At 62.8% G+C, this 16,124-nt stretch carries 17 protein-coding genes and 1 pseudogene; 12 read left to right on the top strand and 6 right to left on the bottom strand.

Annotated features, from left to right (window positions below):
• The first annotated feature begins 2 nt into the window (after positions 1–2).
• Positions 3–1,514 (top strand): DUF1800 domain-containing protein, encoded by a 1,512-nt coding sequence (locus tag ACQ7C1_RS17240; protein WP_430959144.1) that lies wholly within the window; start codon positions 3–5, stop codon positions 1,512–1,514.
• A gap of 10 nt (positions 1,515–1,524) precedes the next feature.
• Entirely contained in the window at positions 1,525–2,697 is a 1,173-nt protein-coding gene (locus tag ACQ7C1_RS17235) for a DUF1501 domain-containing protein (protein ID WP_430959143.1), read from the top strand.
• Positions 2,698–2,786: 89 nt separating this feature from the next.
• Here the strand turns inward: ACQ7C1_RS17235 and ACQ7C1_RS17230 are convergent, their stop codons facing one another.
• Both ACQ7C1_RS17230 and ACQ7C1_RS17225 read right to left on the bottom strand, forming a co-directional pair.
• Positions 2,787–3,374 carry a hypothetical protein gene (locus ACQ7C1_RS17230; protein ID WP_430959142.1) on the bottom strand — a complete coding sequence of 196 codons (588 nt, stop codon included), beginning with the start codon at positions 3,372–3,374 and terminating at the stop codon, positions 2,787–2,789.
• A 26-nt stretch (positions 3,375–3,400) separates the two neighbouring features.
• On the bottom strand, positions 3,401–3,787 hold the full coding sequence (locus ACQ7C1_RS17225) for an acyl-CoA thioesterase (RefSeq protein ID WP_097592809.1): 387 nt from the start codon (positions 3,785–3,787) through the stop codon (positions 3,401–3,403).
• Positions 3,788–4,057: 270 nt separating this feature from the next.
• On the opposite strand from ACQ7C1_RS17225, the gene ACQ7C1_RS17220 reads away from it, so the two are divergent.
• The 7 genes and pseudogenes from ACQ7C1_RS17220 to ACQ7C1_RS17190 all read left to right on the top strand — a co-directional run.
• Entirely contained in the window at positions 4,058–5,878 is a 1,821-nt protein-coding gene (locus ACQ7C1_RS17220) for a methyl-accepting chemotaxis protein (protein ID WP_430959141.1), read from the top strand.
• 152 nt (positions 5,879–6,030) lie between these two features.
• Positions 6,031–7,377, top strand: a complete 1,347-nt coding sequence (locus tag ACQ7C1_RS17215) for an extensin family protein (RefSeq protein WP_430959140.1) — start codon at positions 6,031–6,033, stop codon at positions 7,375–7,377.
• Positions 7,378–7,493: 116 nt separating this feature from the next.
• Positions 7,494–7,841, top strand: coding sequence for a CAP-Gly domain protein (locus ACQ7C1_RS17210; RefSeq protein WP_097600024.1), 348 nt, complete (start codon positions 7,494–7,496; stop codon positions 7,839–7,841).
• A gap of 101 nt (positions 7,842–7,942) precedes the next feature.
• Positions 7,943–8,563 (top strand): hypothetical protein, encoded by a 621-nt coding sequence (locus ACQ7C1_RS17205; protein WP_430959139.1) that lies wholly within the window; start codon positions 7,943–7,945, stop codon positions 8,561–8,563.
• Positions 8,564–8,759: 196 nt separating this feature from the next.
• Positions 8,760–9,155, top strand: coding sequence for an Ohr family peroxiredoxin (locus ACQ7C1_RS17200; protein WP_097600022.1), 396 nt, complete (start codon positions 8,760–8,762; stop codon positions 9,153–9,155).
• Between the two features lie 107 nt (positions 9,156–9,262).
• Complete coding sequence (locus ACQ7C1_RS17195; protein WP_430959138.1) at positions 9,263–10,333, top strand: DUF3095 family protein; 1,071 nt, start codon at positions 9,263–9,265, stop codon at positions 10,331–10,333.
• 8 nt (positions 10,334–10,341) lie between these two features.
• Positions 10,342–10,715 (top strand): annotated as a pseudogene (locus tag ACQ7C1_RS17190) (epoxide hydrolase); the annotation flags it as partial.
• 21 nt (positions 10,716–10,736) lie between these two features.
• Here ACQ7C1_RS17190 and ACQ7C1_RS17185 read toward each other — a convergent pair.
• Both ACQ7C1_RS17185 and ACQ7C1_RS17180 read right to left on the bottom strand, forming a co-directional pair.
• The gene (locus ACQ7C1_RS17185; RefSeq protein WP_430959137.1) at positions 10,737–11,150 is read right to left on the bottom strand and encodes an NUDIX hydrolase; all 414 of its coding nucleotides are present in this window, start codon (positions 11,148–11,150) and stop codon (positions 10,737–10,739) included.
• A gap of 69 nt (positions 11,151–11,219) precedes the next feature.
• A complete protein-coding gene (locus tag ACQ7C1_RS17180) occupies positions 11,220–11,720 on the bottom strand; it encodes a MarR family winged helix-turn-helix transcriptional regulator (protein ID WP_430959136.1) in 501 nt (166 codons plus the stop codon).
• 245 nt (positions 11,721–11,965) lie between these two features.
• On the opposite strand from ACQ7C1_RS17180, the gene ACQ7C1_RS17175 reads away from it, so the two are divergent.
• The 3 genes from ACQ7C1_RS17175 to ACQ7C1_RS17165 all read left to right on the top strand — a co-directional run bounded on the left by ACQ7C1_RS17175 (position 11,966) and on the right by ACQ7C1_RS17165 (position 14,652).
• Entirely contained in the window at positions 11,966–12,361 is a 396-nt protein-coding gene (locus ACQ7C1_RS17175; protein WP_430959135.1) for a Rap1a/Tai family immunity protein, read from the top strand.
• Between the two features lie 606 nt (positions 12,362–12,967).
• Complete coding sequence (locus ACQ7C1_RS17170) at positions 12,968–13,927, top strand: acetylxylan esterase (protein ID WP_430959134.1); 960 nt, start codon at positions 12,968–12,970, stop codon at positions 13,925–13,927.
• Positions 13,924–14,652: an esterase family protein gene (locus ACQ7C1_RS17165; protein ID WP_430959133.1), complete on the top strand. Its 729-nt coding sequence runs from the start codon at positions 13,924–13,926 to the stop codon at positions 14,650–14,652. Before ACQ7C1_RS17170 ends, ACQ7C1_RS17165 begins: the two co-directional genes overlap by 4 nt.
• A 13-nt stretch (positions 14,653–14,665) precedes the next feature.
• Here the strand turns inward: ACQ7C1_RS17165 and dhaK are convergent, their stop codons facing one another.
• Both dhaK and ACQ7C1_RS17155 read right to left on the bottom strand, forming a co-directional pair.
• On the bottom strand, positions 14,666–15,658 hold the full coding sequence (gene dhaK / locus ACQ7C1_RS17160) for a dihydroxyacetone kinase subunit DhaK (protein ID WP_430959132.1): 993 nt from the start codon (positions 15,656–15,658) through the stop codon (positions 14,666–14,668).
• 51 nt (positions 15,659–15,709) lie between these two features.
• On the bottom strand, positions 15,710–16,123 hold the full coding sequence (locus ACQ7C1_RS17155; protein WP_097600013.1) for a hypothetical protein: 414 nt from the start codon (positions 16,121–16,123) through the stop codon (positions 15,710–15,712).
• Between the last annotated feature and the right edge of the window lies 1 nt (position 16,124).

The following is a 16,124-nucleotide window of genomic DNA, read 5'->3' as shown; positions in this document are numbered from 1 at the left end:
GCATGAGCCTCTCTTTCCCGACGATGGCGGCGATCCGGTTCGGTTATGGTTTCCGGCCGGGCGAGGTGGCGCCGCAAAGCAAGGATGAGCTGATCGGGCAGTTGTCCAAAGGCGCGGCGGCAACGCCGGACTTTCCGCTCGGCGGCCCCGACATGCGTCATCGGGCGATCCTCAGCCTGCAGGACCAGCTGAAGCAGATCCGGGAAGATGCCAAGACAGTCACCGACGATCCCACGCGGCGCGAGATGCGCAAGGCTGTGCAGCGCCAGGCGCAGCAGCAGTTCCAGCACGATGCGAACCTGCGGCTGATGCAGGCGGTGCTGTCCCCCTACGGCTTTTACGAGCGGCTTTCGACCTTCTGGACCGATCATTTCTCCACCAGCGCCAACAAGAGCCTGCCGATGCGCCTTATCGTGCCGCTCTACGAGGCCGAGGCAATTCGGCCGTTCATTTCGGGCAGGTTCGGCGATCTTCTGCGTAGCGCCACCGCTCATCCCGCCATGCTGATCTACCTCGATCAGGCGGATTCGCTCGGGCCGGATTCGGCAGGCGGCGTCAAGCGCAACAAGGGGCTGAATGAAAATCTCGGACGCGAGCTCCTGGAACTGCACACGCTCGGCGCCGGCAGCGGCTATACCCAGGCGGATGTTACCGCCGCGGCCATGGTGCTGACGGGGCTCACCATCGATCGCAAGGAGATGGATATCGCCTTTCGGCCGAACATTTCGGAGCCCGGCACGCATGAGGTGCTCGGCGTCAGCTATGGCGGGCGGCGGCGCTCGCGCGAGGATTATCTCGACATGCTCGATGACCTCTCGGTCCATCCGAAGACGGCGGCCCATATCAGCCGTAAGCTCGCGGTGCATTTCGTCTCCGACCAACCAGACGAGGGCATGGTCTCCGATATGGCGGCCGCGTGGAAGAAAACGGATGGCGATCTCACCGCCGTCTACACCGCCATGCTCGACCATCCCGCCGCCTGGCAAAACGAGGGCGCCAAAGCGCGTCAGCCGTTCGATTTTGTTGTTGCTGGTCTGAGGGCGCTGAATGCGGGGCCGGTCAACGGCGTCGTCGGCAGCTTCCTGGCGGCCAATCAGCAGGGAACGGATGAGGGCGATATGGCGGCCAATACGCCCGGCATGGCGGGAGCGCCAGTGACGACGGATCCCGCCGGAGAGGCGCGGAACAAGCGGCTCAAGGCCTTTCGGGCGGCGCGCGCACTGGGGCAGGGGGCGCTGAAGCGCATGGGCCAGCCGACCTGGCAGCCGCCGAGCCCGGCCGGTTTCGAGGAAGGCTTTTCCGCCTGGATCACCGGCAGCCAGCTTGCCGAGCGCCTGGCCTGGGCAAGGCGGGCTGCGGCGCAGTTCGGCCGCGACGAGGATCCGCGCGCGTTCCTGAGATCGACGCTTGCCGATGCCGCGCGCGATGAAACGATCCGCGTGGTGTCGCAGGCGCCGAACAAGATCAGCGGTTTGACGCTGGTGCTGGCATCGCCGGAATTCAACCGCCGATAGGAGGCTCCCAATGAACCGGATTTTGCTTTCCCGCCGCGGCTTTCTGACCTCTGCCTGCTGTCTTGCCGCCGCCCCCGTCTTCACGCCGGTCACCTTTGCGGCGATGCCGGGCGATAATCGTTTTGTCACTATCGTCCTGCGCGGCGCGATGGACGGGCTCGACCTGGTGCAGCCTTACGGCGACGCCGGTTTTGCCGCGCTCAGGCCAACCTTGGCGCTGACGCCGGACAGCGGACTTCTCGATCTCGATGGGCATTTCGGCCTCAATCCCGCCGCCGCCGACCTGATGCCGCTCTGGAAGAGCCGAGAACTCGCCTTCATCCATGCGGTGTCGACGCCCTATCGCGACCAGCGCAGCCATTTCGACGGGCAGGACATGCTTGAGTCCGGCGGCGAACATGTCGCCGAGGAAAAGACCGGCTGGCTGAACCGGGCGCTCGCGGTCATTCCCCGCTCGGATGCGCGTAAGGCAATCGACGTCAATACGTCGACGGAGCTGATCCTCTCCGGGCCGAACAATGTCGACGTCTGGGCATCGGATTCCAATCTGGCGCCGGCGCGTGACGAGATGCAGTTCCTTGCGCGGCTCTATGCCGGCGATCCGCCCTTCGCGGCTGCACTTGCCGAGGCGACGCGGGCCGACAGCGCCGCGATGATGGTCGAGCCGGACGGTGAGCGCGGCGAGAAGATCGGCGACGTCGCGGCGCTCGCGTCCAACATGCTGAAGGGCGATTACCGCATCGCCAGCTTCTCAATCACCGGATGGGACACCCATATCGGCCAGGCCGGCCAGTTCAAGCGGCCGGCAGGGGATCTCGCCCAGGCGATCAATACGCTGAAGGCGACGCTGGGCTCGGAGATCTGGGGAAAGACGGTGGTGCTCGCCATGACCGAATTCGGCCGCACCGTCCGCCAGAACGGCTCCGCCGGCACCGACCACGGCACCGGCGGCTGCGCTGTCCTTGCCGGCGGCGCAATCAACGGCGGGCGCATCCTCGGCCGCTGGCCGGGGATCGGCGATGGTCAGCTGCTCGACAACCGCGACCTGATGCCGACGGCTGACGTGCGCGAGGTGGCGGCGGCGATGCTCTACCGGCAGTTCGATGTCGGCGTGGATGATCTGACGGGGAAGATATTTCCCGGGCTGGCGTTTGATAAGGGGTCGCAGTTTTTGAAGGTGTGAGACGCTGCCCGGCCCTTCGCTGGGCTCAGGGCGTTCGTGGCTGCAATCGATTCACTGGATCGATTGCTCGGGCTTCGCCCGACCGCTCCTCACCCCAACACATCGTAAAGCCGGAAGATGAAACTGACCTGATAGACCAGGTTGACGATGACGAAGGCTGTGTGGAAGCGGCGGTTCGCGGTCCAGGCGGCGAGGGCGCAGAGGAGGATGTAGACGAGATTGCGGGCGGGATATTCCAAGCCGAGCGATAGGATGCGCTCCGGACCTTTGATCGCCGTATCGAGGATATCGACGGCATAGATCAGGCCGAGGACGCCGAAGAACCATTTGCGCCGCGAAATGAAATATTCCTCGTAGCCGCCATATTCGTCGAGGCTTGCCGGAAAGAGCAGGGCGCAGAGCAGGAAGAACAGGCTGCAGAAGCAGACGAGGAAGAGATAGATGCCGAAGCCGATGGCGGGCACGGCCTGCAGCCGGTATTCCCACCACCAGATATGGATGATGAAGAGGAACAGGGACAGGGCCCAGCCAAGGTGAACGGGATAAACCTTCGCCTTGGCCGGATGCTGGACGATGCCGGCGATGCCAGTGAGCAGCCTCGCGAGTGAAAGGCTGATGACCATGCCCATCACCACCTTGATGTGAAGGAAGACCTCCGGCGAGCTGACCGTTTCCATGGCTTATCCCCTCGGGTTCAAGCTTGTCACTCCGCGGGGACGGCCTTGGGTTTGCCCTCCTCGTCGAGCGCCACCATGATGAAGGTGCCGGCGGTTACCTTTTCCATCTTGGCGTAGCGCGAGCGATGCGCCCAGGCTTCGACGATCAGCGTGATCGAGGTACGCCCGACACGCTCGACATCGGTATAAACCGACAGCGTGTCGCCGATCTTGACTGGCAGCTCGAAGGCCATTTCCTTGACGGCGGCGGTGACGACGCGGCCCTTGGCGCGCTCGGCGGCACGAATACCGGAGGCAAGGTCCATCTGCGCCATGACCCAGCCGCCGAAAATATCGCCGGCCGGATTGGCGTCGCCTGGCATGGCGAGCGTGCGCAGCGTCAGTTCGCCTCTCGGCTTGGCGGCGTCGGTCATGGAAAGTCCCTCAATTTCGGTGCGATTCTGCAGCCAAGGTTAGGCGAAGTCGGTGTGTCGACCAATCCCTTTCGGTGCCAACGTAGGCGGCGGTGCAAATATCGCGGCCGTCACCGAGCTGAAATCTCATTCGATTTCAGCGGGTTGAATTTTACAGCCGACACTTCACCTTGCGTTATTTGATGATCTTCTAATAAAACTTTACGCTCCAGTAATTCCGGGGGTTCACAATGAAAGCGGTCTCATATCCAAGATTCGCCGGGAACCCTCATGCGCAACGTCAAGATCTCCACCCGTCTTTACTGCCTCGTCGGCTTCACGCTTGCCGTGCTGGCGGCGACGATGGTCTTCTTTCTGAACTATTCCTATTCCGAGTTGCAAGCGGAGCGGAAGGCGGGGCTGGAGAAGATGGAGGCGACGGCGCTCGGCATTTTCGACAAATATTACAAGATGGAACAGGCGGGCACCATGACCCGCGAGCAGGCGCAGGCGGCGGCCAAGGACGTGATCGGCGCCATGCGCTACGGCGCCGACGGCTATTTCTGGATCAACGACATGCGCCCCGCCATGGTGATGCACCCGATCAAGCCGCAACTGAACGGCACCGATATCTCCCAGATGAAGGACCCGACCGGCAAGTTCCTGTTCGTCGAGTTCGTCAACAAGGTGAAGAAGGACGGCAAGGGCTTCGTCGATTATTACTGGCCGAAGCCGGGCGCCGATGAGCCGGTGCTGAAATATTCCTACGTCGCCGGTTTTGAGCCTTGGGGCTGGATCGTCGGCACTGGCGTCTACGCCGATGACCTGGCGGCGCTCTATCGCCAGAATGCGTTCTGGGCGGCAGCGCTCTGCCTGCTCGGCGCAGCACTTACGATCGCGATCGCCTACGCCATCGTGCGCAGTGTTACGGCGCCGATCGCCCGGCTGAAGACGGCGATGAATGCGATCGCCGCCGAGGAAGCATCGGTGGAGATTGCCGGCAGTGCGTGCCGCGACGAAGTCGGCCAGATGGCCAAGGCGCTGCTGGTGCTGCGCGACTCCGTCGACGAACGCAGCGCGCTGCGCGGCCGTGAAGACGAAAGGCAGCGGCAGATCGAGGACGAACGCCGCGGCAACGAAGCGAGCCTGCGCTCGGCTTCCGAGCGGCAAAACCGCGCCATGCAGGCGCTCGGCGTCGGCCTGGAGAGGCTTGCAAGCGGCGACCTCACCGTTGCAATCGGCGATATCGGTGAGGACTACGCCAAGCTCAGGAATGATTTCAACGCCGCCGTCGATGCGCTGAACGGCGTCATCCACGCGATTGCTGAATCGAGCCGGGTGGTCAACGACAGCGCATCCGACATCAGCGAGGCGACCGGCAATCTGTCAAAGCGCACCGAGCAGCAGGCGGCGGCACTCGAAGAGACGGCGGCCGCCCTCGATGAGATCACCGCCACGGTCAAGACTGCATCCGAGCGGGCGAACGAGGCGCGCGAGATGGTGGCCGAGACCAAGGTGAGCGCCGGCCGCTCCGGCGACATCGTTCGCAACGCGGTCACCGCGATGGGCCGGATCGAGGAATCGTCGAGCCGCATCAACCAGATCATCTCGGTGATCGACGAGATTGCCTTCCAGACGAATCTGCTGGCGCTGAACGCCGGCGTCGAGGCTGCGCGGGCCGGCGAGGCTGGCCGCGGCTTTGCCGTCGTTGCCCAGGAAGTGCGCGAACTCGCGCAACGCTCGGCCAACGCCGCCAAGGAGATCAAGGAGTTGATCAGCCGGTCGGCTGCGGAAGTCGAGGGCGGGGTTGCGCTGGTGCGCTCGACGGGTGACGCGCTGCTGGAGATCGAAGCGCTGGTCAACCAGGTGAACGACCATGTCGCCTCGATCGCGACGGCTGCGCGCGAGCAGTCGACTGGCCTCAACGAGATCAACAGCTCCGTCAACCACATGGACCAGATGACGCAGCAGAATGCGGCGATGGTCGAGGAGACGACGGCGGCAAGCCGCACGCTTGCCGACGAAAGCACGCAGTTGAAGACGCTGCTTGCGAATTTCCGCCTGCGCGAGGCAGGGCGGCAGGCCGAGGCCCGATACACACGGGCAGCGTGAGAAAGAGGGACAGATCAAAGGCCGGGCGACCGGCCTTTTTCATATCCGTCGCGTCCAGATTGTGCCGGTAAGTTTTCATTCACCGTTTTTAATTAAAATTGGACCGAGTTTTTTCGGTCACTCTGCGGCCGGCCTATGGAAGCGATAAGAGTATGGCGTTTGTTTCCTTTCCTCGGCGAGCCTTCCTGCCCGTGCTGCTGTCGGCGGCGCTGACGACCTGTTCGATCAGCGACGGGCTAGTGCCCCCGGCCAATGTCGACAATGGCACCCGGGTCAGTTCGATTTCGCCGTCGCGGGGTGCCGCACGCATGGCGCCTGCCGTACAAATGACGCGTGCGGAGCGCCTTGCGCCCGCGGAAAGTCAGGCCTCCTATCCCGTTTCGAACGCGCCGGTCGATACCAGCCAGAGTTCGGTCGATTATCTCGACACGCCGAATCTCGCCGGCGCCGGTCACACGGCAGAGGCGCCGCAGACACTGGCCGCGCCGGCAGGCCGCGGCCGCAAGCTGCCGATGATCGACAGCGATGAAGCGCTGGCGGCCGGCCAGCCGAACGGCAACTGGGGCGGGACGCAGAACCTCGCTGTCCCGTCCGGTGGCGTCAATATGGATGAAGAGCTCGGGGCCGAACCGGTCGTGGGGCTGGCGCAGGAACAACAGCAGCAGATCGCCGAGGGCAATGCCAGCGAACCGGTGGTCGACGGCATCGGCACCGACAATCCGGCTCAGATCAACCAGCCGATGCGCCAGCCGGCGCAGCGGTCAATGCCGCAGCCGGCAGCACAGGCCGAGATGAGCCGGACTCCCGCCTGGAACGACGGCAGCCCGGTCTTGGAGCCAACCCGCGTTCCCGAAGAGGACGAGAGCGAAGAAGTCGCGATGCTGCGGCCGAACAACCCGATGATGAGCGAGCCCGTCGCGCCGGTCGATCCGAGCGTCATGCCGGCTTCCGAGCTTGCCTGCCGGCGGGAGTTGAAGCGCATGGGCGTGCTGTTCGACGAGAAGCCGCCGATCTCGCAAGGGCCGGCCTGCCAGGTGCCCTATCCGGTATCGCTGAAGGGGCTTTCCGGCAATATCGGCGTCAAGCCGGCCGTGACGCTGAACTGCCAGGTGACGCTCGCCTTCGCCAAATGGGTGAAGAACGAGCTGGCGCCGTCGGCCCGCTTTCGCTACTGGAGCGGCATCAAGACGATTCAGCCGCTCGGCGGCTACTCCTGCCGGCGCATGAACAACAGCCGGCAGAGGTATAATCCGATGTCGGAACATGCCCGCGGCAACGCGATCGACGTCGGCAAGTTCGTGCTGAAGAACGGCCACGCGATCGACGTGCGCAAGAAGGGTCTGTTCTCCTATCGCGAGGGCCGGCTCCTGAAAGCGGTGCGCACCGACAGCTGCCGCTATTTCAATACCGTGCTCGGGCCGGGCAGCAACCCGGAACACTGGAACCACTTCCACTTCGATCTGCGTTCCCGCAAGAGCGGCAAGGTCTATTGCGATTAGGCGAAGGCGCGGCTGCCCGCCGCGGCAATTGGGCCCTGGTTCAAGAAAAGAGTTCATCCCAGCCGCCGGACGCGCTATGGACCGGCGAGGCGGATTGCTATTGGAAAGTCTGATCCATGAGCTATGAATTCCATGTCGGCCAGAAGGTCGTCTGCATCAACGATACCTTCAAGCATGTCAGCATCGACCAGCTCATTCGCAAAGGCGAGATCTACACGATCCGCTGGGTCGGCGAATATACCCACTATGTCGACGGCACCTTCATCGGCGTCAAGCTCGCTGAAATCCACCGAGGCAATGATGACGGCCCGGAAGGCTACGGCGCAGCCGACATGCCCTATCGCGCAACGCGGTTCCGGCCGCTGGTGAAGGACAAGATCGCCTCCCTGCGCAAGCTGCTCGCCCCGACACCGGATGCGCCGGTGGAGCCGAAGGAAAAGGTTCGGAACAAAGAGAACGTCTGAGCGCCGGTCTCACCTCAACGGCTCCAATGCTGCGGCGACATGATTGTGCCCTCTGGTCGCCTATGCGACAGTCGGCAGCGTGACACGCCGAGGAGGGGCCGGTGCGGACGATTCCGATGATCCTGGGGCTTTGTGCCGCCATCGCCATCAGTGTTGCAACAGCAGGAGTGGCGGCCGCCGATCCGCTCGTTTTCAGCTATCATGGATGGCGGGTCGATCTCACCAATGCCAGAGGTGCGGAGCCCGACAAGGAGATGGTCGCGGCCGTCAAAAGGCAGCTCGACATCGTCGAGCATGTCAATCTGAAGCCCGATGTCCTCGCCTTCATGCGGACGATTCCGATCTGGGCCAACGCCGCCGCCGCCGGCTTCGGTCCCGGCCATTACAGCAGCAAGACCGGCATCGACCTGCGGGTCAGGAGCCTCGATCCCGACAAACCGATCATCCTGCACGAGCTTCTGCACGCCTATAACGACCGGATGCTGCCCGGCGGATTCGGCAATGGTGATGTCGGGCAATTCTTCAACAACGGCCGCGGGCTTTGGCCCGGCGATTCCTACATGATGAGCAACGAGCGGGAATTCTTCGCTGTCACGGCGAGCGTGTACCTGTTCGGCGATATCGAACGGCCGCCCTATTCGCGCAGCCAGTTGCGACAGAAGCAGCCGCGATATTATCAGTGGCTCGCCACCCTGTTCGACGACGGCCGGCCGCGGTCTTGAGACCCTAACGCCAATCAGGGCGTTTTCCGGCTCAGCAACAACGCGCTCTTCCACGAGGCAGCCTTCCACCTGCGGTCAAAATAAATAAATCGTATCCGATTAAATCGGAATGGTGTTGACATCGATTTCCAACAGGCATATTAAGGCGCATCCGAATAAAGCGGATGCGATATAAATCCATCGAAAGGACAACATCATGACCGAGAAGCTTCTTTTCACTGGCAAGACCCACATCGCCGGCGGCCGCGAGGGTTATGCACGCAGCAGCGACGGCACGCTCGACATCAAGCTGCCGCAGCCGCATCCGGCGGCCGAGAACCTGTTCGGCGCCGCCTGGTCGGCCTGCTATATCGGCGCCATCGAGCTTGCCGCCTCGCAGCGCAAGATCGCGCTGCCCGCCGGTCCCGAGGTCGACGCCGAGATCACTCTCAATACCGACAACGGCTCCTTCTTCCTGCGTGCGCGCCTCAATGTCAGCCTGTCCGGTATCGAACGCGACGTCGCCGAGGAACTGATCGAGGCAGCCCATGGCATCTGCCCTTATTCCAAGGCGACGCACGGCAATATCGACGTCGAAACCCGGCTTGTCTGACCGGAAGGGCCGGCGCATTTCGCCGTCATCTTCGAAGCGGGGGTCTGCCGATTTGCGGCAGACCCGTTCCTGAACCAGCCTCTATCGACCGATCCGGAGAATATGCCATGATCGACAGCCATGCAGAGCCACACCGGGCCTATGACGAGTTTTCGCTCGTGGTCGACCCCGATGTCTACGAGCCGCTGCCCGATGATTGGCTGATCGGCATCACCGACGTCGTCAGTTCGACGGCGGCGATCGGTGCAGGGCGCTATGAAGACGTCAATTATGCCGGCGCCTCGATCATCGCGGCACTCGGCAATGCCTGGGGCTCGTTCGATTTCCCCTTCGTGTTTCGCGGGGACGGAGCGGCCTTCGCGTTGCCGCCGCACGGGATCATGGCCGCGACATCGGCCTTGCGGCAGGTCGCGAGTTTCGCCACGACTGATCTTCACCTCGACCTTCGTGTCGGACTGCTGAACGTGCGCGAGATCCGCGCCGCCGGTCGCGATGTGAAGATCGCGCACTATGCCGCCTCCGAGAGTGCGACTTATGCGATGTTTGCAGGCGGCGGCCTCAAATGGGCGGAGCAGCAGATCAAGAATGGCCGCTATCTGGTCAAGCCGGGGCGCTACGCAACGAGGCCGGACCTCACAGGCCTCAGCTGCGATTGGGCGCCGTTCCCGAGCCGGCAGGGCGAGATCCTGTCGCTGTTGGTCGAGCCTCGCGACCACACCAGCCCGGAGATTTTTGCGGCGCTGGCGAAGCGCGTGCTTGCTGTTTTCGATACTGCATCGCGCCGGTCTTATCCGATTTCGGCAGAGAGCGCGGTGCCGAGGGATGGCGCAAAGCAGGTCAGTGCGACAGCCTGGTCCGAAGTCGCCTCCAATTCGGATTTCCGCAAATTCGACGACGGCCTGCGCCTGACGCTGGACTGCACGCCGGAGGAGATCGACAGCGTCGAAGCCATTCTGGTCGCGGCAAGAGCGCGCGGTGAGATCGATTTCGGCCTGCACCGTCAGTCGCATGCGCTGATGACCTGCCTGGTGCCGTCGGGCCGCCCGGATTCGCACCTGCATTTCCTGGACGGAATGGGCGGCGGTTATGCGAAAGCGGCCGAGATGATGGAGGAGGGCGCGCTTGCAGCAATGGGGTCGCGCCAGCCTGAAAGTGCAGTCAGGGCAGCAGAGGCATAGCCCGACCGTGGATGCTCGACCACGACATCCGCAGCTACCGGATGATCGCGCGGGTGTTCGACGGAGAGGGCGAGGGGCTGACGAAGGACGATATTCTCGACAATGTCACGCTCTACTGGCTGACGAACACGGCAATCTCGTCGGTACGCTACGCGCATCATCCGACGGGAGGTTTCTTCGCCCCAGGGGCATCAAGATCCTGGTCGCCGTCAGTGCTTTTCCCGACGAGATCTACCAGGCGCCGCAGAGCTGGGCGGAGAAGGCCTATCCGAAGCTCATTCACTACAACAGGCTGGAGAAGGGCGGTCACTTCGCCGCATGGGAGCAGCCGATGGCTTTCGCTGCCGAACTCAGGACGGCATTCCGGCCGCTGCGGCAGTAGATCACGAAGCGCGCCGCGCTTTCAGTCCTTGCCGCTTCCTCGTATCGCGAGGCTTGAGAGGATGTCGCCGAGCTGGGACGGCGCCAGCTCGGTTTCCTGTTCGATCTCGGCGGCAGTGAACCATCCGAGTTCGGTATGTTCATCGCCGACGAGTTGCGGCAATCCCTGCCATTGATCGACGTGATAGACGTGAAAGGTGGCCGATGACTCAGGCGGAACTTGCGATACGAACTTTGCCGCTAGCCGCCACCGCTCCGGCGTGATGCCTATTTCCTCCATCAATTCCCGGCGCATCGCCGTCTCGGCGTCTTCGCCATCCTCGATATGGCCGCCGGGGAGGCTCCAGCGACCCGGATAGATCCTGCGCTCCGAATTACGCCTTGCGAGAAGCAGCATCCCATTGCGGCTCAAGGCACCCATCGCGATCTCGGGCATGTGGTCTCCTCGCTGCGGAAGAAAATGCGTCGCCGCAAGCATGTCACCAGCTTGTGACTGCTGTCGCCATCACGGCTTTTCCGGTTCGGCCTGCGCTCGCAACAGGTTGTCGCGCAACCTCGTCACCGATTGCCGTACGACGGGGAAATCATCGCCGAGGCCACTGGCGGCAATCAGCGTGCCGCCGGGGTCGACCTCGACGAGGAGATCGCGCCCAGCCGGCGTCAGGCTTACGCGGACCTGCCGTTCATCGGCGGGATCGCGATGGCGCGTTAGATAGCCTGCCGATTCCAGCTTCTTGAGGATCGGTGTCAGCGTGTTGGATTCGAGGAACAGTTTTTCCCCCAGCATGCTGACCGTCTGGCCGTCCTCCTCGGAAAGGGCGACCAGGGCGATATATTGCGTGTAGGTCAGGCCAAGCTCGTCCAGGATCGGCTTATAGGCGCGGCCGAAGGCGAGATTGGCGGAATAGACGGCGAAGCACAGGAAGTTCGAAAGCTTCTTGCCGCTCTCGCGGGGTTGCGGGGAGGCGGGCATGTCGGGTGCTTTTGTGTTTTTGGATGCGGGCATGGATCTATCCGTCCAGCTTGTTGAGTGCCGGTATCTATATATCGCATCCGATTAAATCGCAAGCCTCACGTGCCGGTTTCTGCGTGAAACAGCGCAACGGACGCTGCCGCCAGACAGCCTCGCAAGAGCGCTGGCGGTCGGGATCTGCAACTTTCGACTGCGGCAGAAAAGATGACACTTTTAAAGCTAATTTCCGACACCTTTCCGATCAAAGCTCCGCGCTATTGCGAGCTTCGGGAGGGATTATGTCGGGCATTCTTATCGCCACCTTGCTGGCCACGGTTTCAGCAAAGATTCCCTTGGACTTTTCAAGCGGTGACCTGCTTTATTCTGATTGCAGCGGCTCCCGGCAGTTCGTCGTCGGATATGTTGCCGGTTGGTTGGACAAGTGGAACCGGGACGATTATCTCGCCCGCCGTATTTTCACCGAAGTCGTTCCTGTCCCGAAAGCAATGGTGAACTCCGCTTATTTTTTCAATTCCGTCGGAGCAAACTTCTGTGTGCCGGTTGGAACCACCGCGGAATCGATCGGCAATACGCTGTGCACATTCCTCGAACAGAATCCCGGCATACGCGACGCCAGTGGTGACGAACTGATGACGACCTTGATCGCCTACAAATATCGCTGCCCCGCGCCGTAGGAGCCGCGGACTCGCACCGACTCGACGGGAATTTCGACCTCGCTCACAAAGTCCGGATCGCCCCGGCCGACAAGCATTCCGAGCACCTGCGGATGGGCATGCGTCGTTTCCGTCGTCGTCTGCACATCCGGATGTGCGTCGATCCACAAGACGCCGAGCGCTTTCATAGCGCTTGTTGAAATAGGCGATCGGCGCGAGATCGACGAGGCAATCGCCGCCGATGGTGAGAACCTTGGCCGGCTGGTGCTTTTCTATGGCCCGGCGGGCCGAGCGCGCCTGTTCGAGAACCGCTGTCTTCGCGAGAATACCGTCTTCAATCGTGAGGTCACGGCCATCCGGCGGAGGGACCGGAACACTTTCCTCAAGAGCCTCGGCGAGCGGAAGAAGCCAGGAGAGCAGTTGGGCGCTCAGATGATATTCGCTGAGATTGCCATCCTGCCATTGCGGCATGCGCAATCGAAGGGTCTTCGCGCTTGAACCCGTTATTGGCCATCCCGAGTTAGCGTTCTGTCAGGATATGGGAGCGCGGCGACCGATGCCAATGGCCGCTTCGGGATAGGAGCGGCAAGGCTTGCACGCCCGGCGCTTTCACGCGACAAAGCCCGGATGAGCATTCCCAAGACACATCCTTTCGCCTTCGACCCAACCTACGGCATGCGGCTCGAAGAGCTTCTGGCGATCGAACCGCCGGAGGAGCCTGCGGGCTTCGACGCGTTCTGGGAGGCGCGGTATTTGAAGGCGCTTGATGTCGATCCGCGGCCGGTGCTTTCCCGGAGCAAGCTCAGCCACCCCGACTGGCACGTGCTCGATCTCGTCTATCTCTCGACCGATGCGTTCAAGATCGGCGGCTGGCTGCTGTTGCCGCGCGAGGGGCAAGTGAAGCGAGGTCTCGTCGTCGGGCATGGGTATGGCGGGCGGGATCAGCCTGACTTCAATCTGCCGGTCGAGGAAACGGCGGTGATCTTTCCCTGCTGCCGGGGGCTGTCGCTGAGCAGGCATCCGCCGATTTCAGAGAACCCGTCCTGGCATGTGCTGCATGATATCGACAAGCGGGACGCCTATATTATCGGCGGCTGCGTCGAGGATATATGGCTTGCTGTCTCGACGCTCGTTGCGCTCTATCCTTGGCTCTCCGGCCATATCGGCTATAGCGGCATCAGCTTCGGCGCCGGCGTCGGGGCGATGGCGATCGCCTACGACGAGCGCATCGATCGCGGGCATCTGGCGCTTCCGAGCTTCGGCCACCAGCCGCTGCGACTGAAGCTGCCGAGTGTCGGCAGCGCGCAGTCGGTGCAGGAATATCAGGCCGACCACGGCAACGTGCTGGAGACGCTGCGCTTCTACGATGCAGCGACCGCGGCGCAACGGATCGACGTGCCGATGCTGACGGCGGTGGCGCTTTTCGATCCTGCCGTTGCGCCGCCCTGCCAGTTCGCTGTCGCAAATGCGATACGGAAATATAATGAAACCTTCATCCTGGACGCCGGTCATTTCGATTACCCTGGAGGCGCTGAACAAGAGGCGGCGCTTCGCGACAAGATCGGACAGTTCCTCAGGGTGACATGAACCGCGAATATCTCAGCTGGTACAGTCCGCGCCTGCATCGGGAGATGGAGATCTTGGTGTTCGGACATGCCGGCGCCAAGGTGTTGGTGTTTCCGACGCGGGAAGGGCGCTTCTTCGAATATGAGCAGCTCGGCCTGGTTGCGAGCCTCGCCGACAAGCTTTCGGCCGGTCATTTGCAGCTCTATTGCATCGAGGGACTGGCCGCCGACAGCCTCTATGGTTTCCACCATCATCCGGCCGAGCGCATTCGTCGGCATGCGGCGCTGGAAGATTACATCCTCCACGAGGTGCTGCCGCTGATGGCGGCGAAAAATCCGCACGATTGCACCATCGTGCATGGATGCAGCCTCGGCGCCTTCCAGGCGGCGAGCCTCGTCTTCCGCCACCCGCATCTCTTCCGCAAGCTCGTCGCCTTTTCCGGCCGCTACGACCTGACGACGAAGGTGGAAGTCTTCGGCGACCTGTTCGACGGCTACTACGACGACAGCGTCTACTTCCACACGCCGCCGCATTTTCTGCCAGGGCTCGGCACCGACTGGCGGCTCGACCGGCTACGCGAGATCGACATCGTGCTGACCATCGGCGATGCCGATCCCTTCCTCGGCAATAACCGCTATCTCAGCCGGCTGCTGGGCGAAAAGAACATTCGCCACCAACTGCATGTCTGGGACGGCCGCGCCCACAGCGCCGGGGCCTGGCGCAAGATGGCGCCGCTCTACATCTGATGTGGGAAGGCGGTCACGGCCAGCGCAAAGCCGCCGTCGCCACCGGTGCGTCCCAGAGCGCGATCTCCTCGTCGCTCAGTAAGGCGAGGGTGACGGACAGGCCCTGCATGTCGAGCGAGGTGACGTAGGTTCCGACAAGCGAGCGCTCGATCGGGACGGCTATCTCCTCGATGACACGGCGGGCAGAGGCATAGGCGAGGTAGAGTTCGGCAGGCGGCGTGCCGCCGAGGCCGTTGATGAAGAGCAGCGCCCGGGCACCCGGCGTGACCGTGATGTCGGCGATGATGGTCTCGCAAAGATGCCCGATGATGGCGTCCGCGGCGGTGAACGGCTGCCTGGCATGGCCGGGCTCACCGTGGATTCCGACGCCCATTTCCATCTCGTCGGATCCGAGCGAAAACGTCGTGCGCTCGGTCTGCGGCACCGTCACGCCGTTCAGCGCGACCCCCATCGAGCGGATGCGGGTGTTCAACCTCTCGCCAAGCTGCTTCAATTCGGCGAGCGGCATGCCGCGTTCAGCGGCGGCACCCAGAATCTTTTCGACAATCAGCGTCCCCGCAACGCCACGCCGGCCACGGCCTTCGCCTGTTCTCGACGTCTCGATATCGTCGCTGACGACGATCATGTCGAGGCCGTGGCGGTCACCGGCCATCTCGATCGCCATTTCGAAATTCATCAGGTCGCCATCATAGTTCTTGACCACGAGCAGGCAGCCGGCGCCGGTATCGGTCTCTTCGATGGCGGCAATGATCTGGGCGGGCGTCGGCGAGGTGAAGATGTGGCCGACGCAGGCGGCGTCCAGCATGCCCTGGCCAACGAAGCCAATATGCATCGGCTCGTGGCCGGCGCCGCCGCCTGATATCAGCGCCACCTTGCCTGATGTCAGTTGGCGGCGGCGGACGCATTTGCGCTCGGCCCCGAACACCACCAAGGCCTCATGGGCGCGCACAAAGCCTTCGACGCTTTCGGCGACCATGGTTTCCGCGGTGTTCATGAACTTCTTCATCAAGCCCCTCCCAAGGCCAAAAACATTACGCTACGTCAGCCCGGTCACTCTTCACTGCTCGCTCGCCCCTGATATCGCGACGATCTTCTGCACCAGATCGGAGATCGCTTCTTCCAGGAGGCGGTTTTTCCTGTCGTCGCCGAAGTCGGGCACCATCAGCGACAAGTGCCGCAATTTCTCGGAATGGCCGAGATCCGGGAGCTTGCCGGGATGGGCGGCCTGATAGGCTTCGAGAAAGCGTTCTTCCTCAGTGGCGCTGAAGTGGCAGACGCGCACGATTGTCGCGAGATGGCGCGCCGGCAGCGGCGTCGCATAAGTCGGGCTGGTGATCTGCGTGACGAAGCTGCGGTGCTTGCCGAGCGCCGTCGCCAGGCGCTGGCGCGTGCCGGACGGCCTATTGTCGATGATCTGCGCCAGAATGGACTTGTAGGCGATTATGGCGTCTTCGGTGTCTTCGCGCGCCATC

Source organism: Rhizobium sp. Nf11,1 (assembly GCF_050587665.1).
Taxonomy (GTDB): domain Bacteria; phylum Pseudomonadota; class Alphaproteobacteria; order Rhizobiales; family Rhizobiaceae; genus Rhizobium.
The sequence above is the reverse complement of the archived record's forward strand: the minus strand, read 5'-3'. Positions and strand labels throughout refer to the sequence as shown.

Excerpts from the sequence above, each read along its gene's own strand:
- ACQ7C1_RS17240 (WP_430959144.1), top strand. The coding sequence starts at position 3 with ATGAGCCTCTCTTTCCCGACGATGGCGGCGATCCGGTTCGGTTATGGT.
- ACQ7C1_RS17235 (WP_430959143.1), top strand. The coding sequence starts at position 1,525 with ATGAACCGGATTTTGCTTTCCCGCCGCGGCTTTCTGACCTCTGCCTGC.
- ACQ7C1_RS17230 (WP_430959142.1), bottom strand. The coding sequence starts at position 3,374 with ATGGAAACGGTCAGCTCGCCGGAGGTCTTCCTTCACATCAAGGTGGTG.
- ACQ7C1_RS17225 (WP_097592809.1), bottom strand. The coding sequence starts at position 3,787 with ATGACCGACGCCGCCAAGCCGAGAGGCGAACTGACGCTGCGCACGCTC.
- ACQ7C1_RS17220 (WP_430959141.1), top strand. The coding sequence starts at position 4,058 with ATGCGCAACGTCAAGATCTCCACCCGTCTTTACTGCCTCGTCGGCTTC.
- ACQ7C1_RS17215 (WP_430959140.1), top strand. The coding sequence starts at position 6,031 with ATGGCGTTTGTTTCCTTTCCTCGGCGAGCCTTCCTGCCCGTGCTGCTG.
- ACQ7C1_RS17210 (WP_097600024.1), top strand. The coding sequence starts at position 7,494 with ATGAGCTATGAATTCCATGTCGGCCAGAAGGTCGTCTGCATCAACGAT.
- ACQ7C1_RS17200 (WP_097600022.1), top strand. The coding sequence starts at position 8,760 with ATGACCGAGAAGCTTCTTTTCACTGGCAAGACCCACATCGCCGGCGGC.
- ACQ7C1_RS17195 (WP_430959138.1), top strand. The coding sequence starts at position 9,263 with ATGATCGACAGCCATGCAGAGCCACACCGGGCCTATGACGAGTTTTCG.
- ACQ7C1_RS17185 (WP_430959137.1), bottom strand. The coding sequence starts at position 11,150 with ATGCCCGAGATCGCGATGGGTGCCTTGAGCCGCAATGGGATGCTGCTT.
- ACQ7C1_RS17180 (WP_430959136.1), bottom strand. The coding sequence starts at position 11,720 with ATGCCCGCATCCAAAAACACAAAAGCACCCGACATGCCCGCCTCCCCG.
- ACQ7C1_RS17175 (WP_430959135.1), top strand. The coding sequence starts at position 11,966 with ATGTCGGGCATTCTTATCGCCACCTTGCTGGCCACGGTTTCAGCAAAG.
- ACQ7C1_RS17170 (WP_430959134.1), top strand. The coding sequence starts at position 12,968 with ATGAGCATTCCCAAGACACATCCTTTCGCCTTCGACCCAACCTACGGC.
- ACQ7C1_RS17165 (WP_430959133.1), top strand. The coding sequence starts at position 13,924 with ATGAACCGCGAATATCTCAGCTGGTACAGTCCGCGCCTGCATCGGGAG.
- dhaK (WP_430959132.1), bottom strand. The coding sequence starts at position 15,658 with ATGAAGAAGTTCATGAACACCGCGGAAACCATGGTCGCCGAAAGCGTC.
- ACQ7C1_RS17155 (WP_097600013.1), bottom strand. The coding sequence starts at position 16,123 with ATGGCGCGCGAAGACACCGAAGACGCCATAATCGCCTACAAGTCCATT.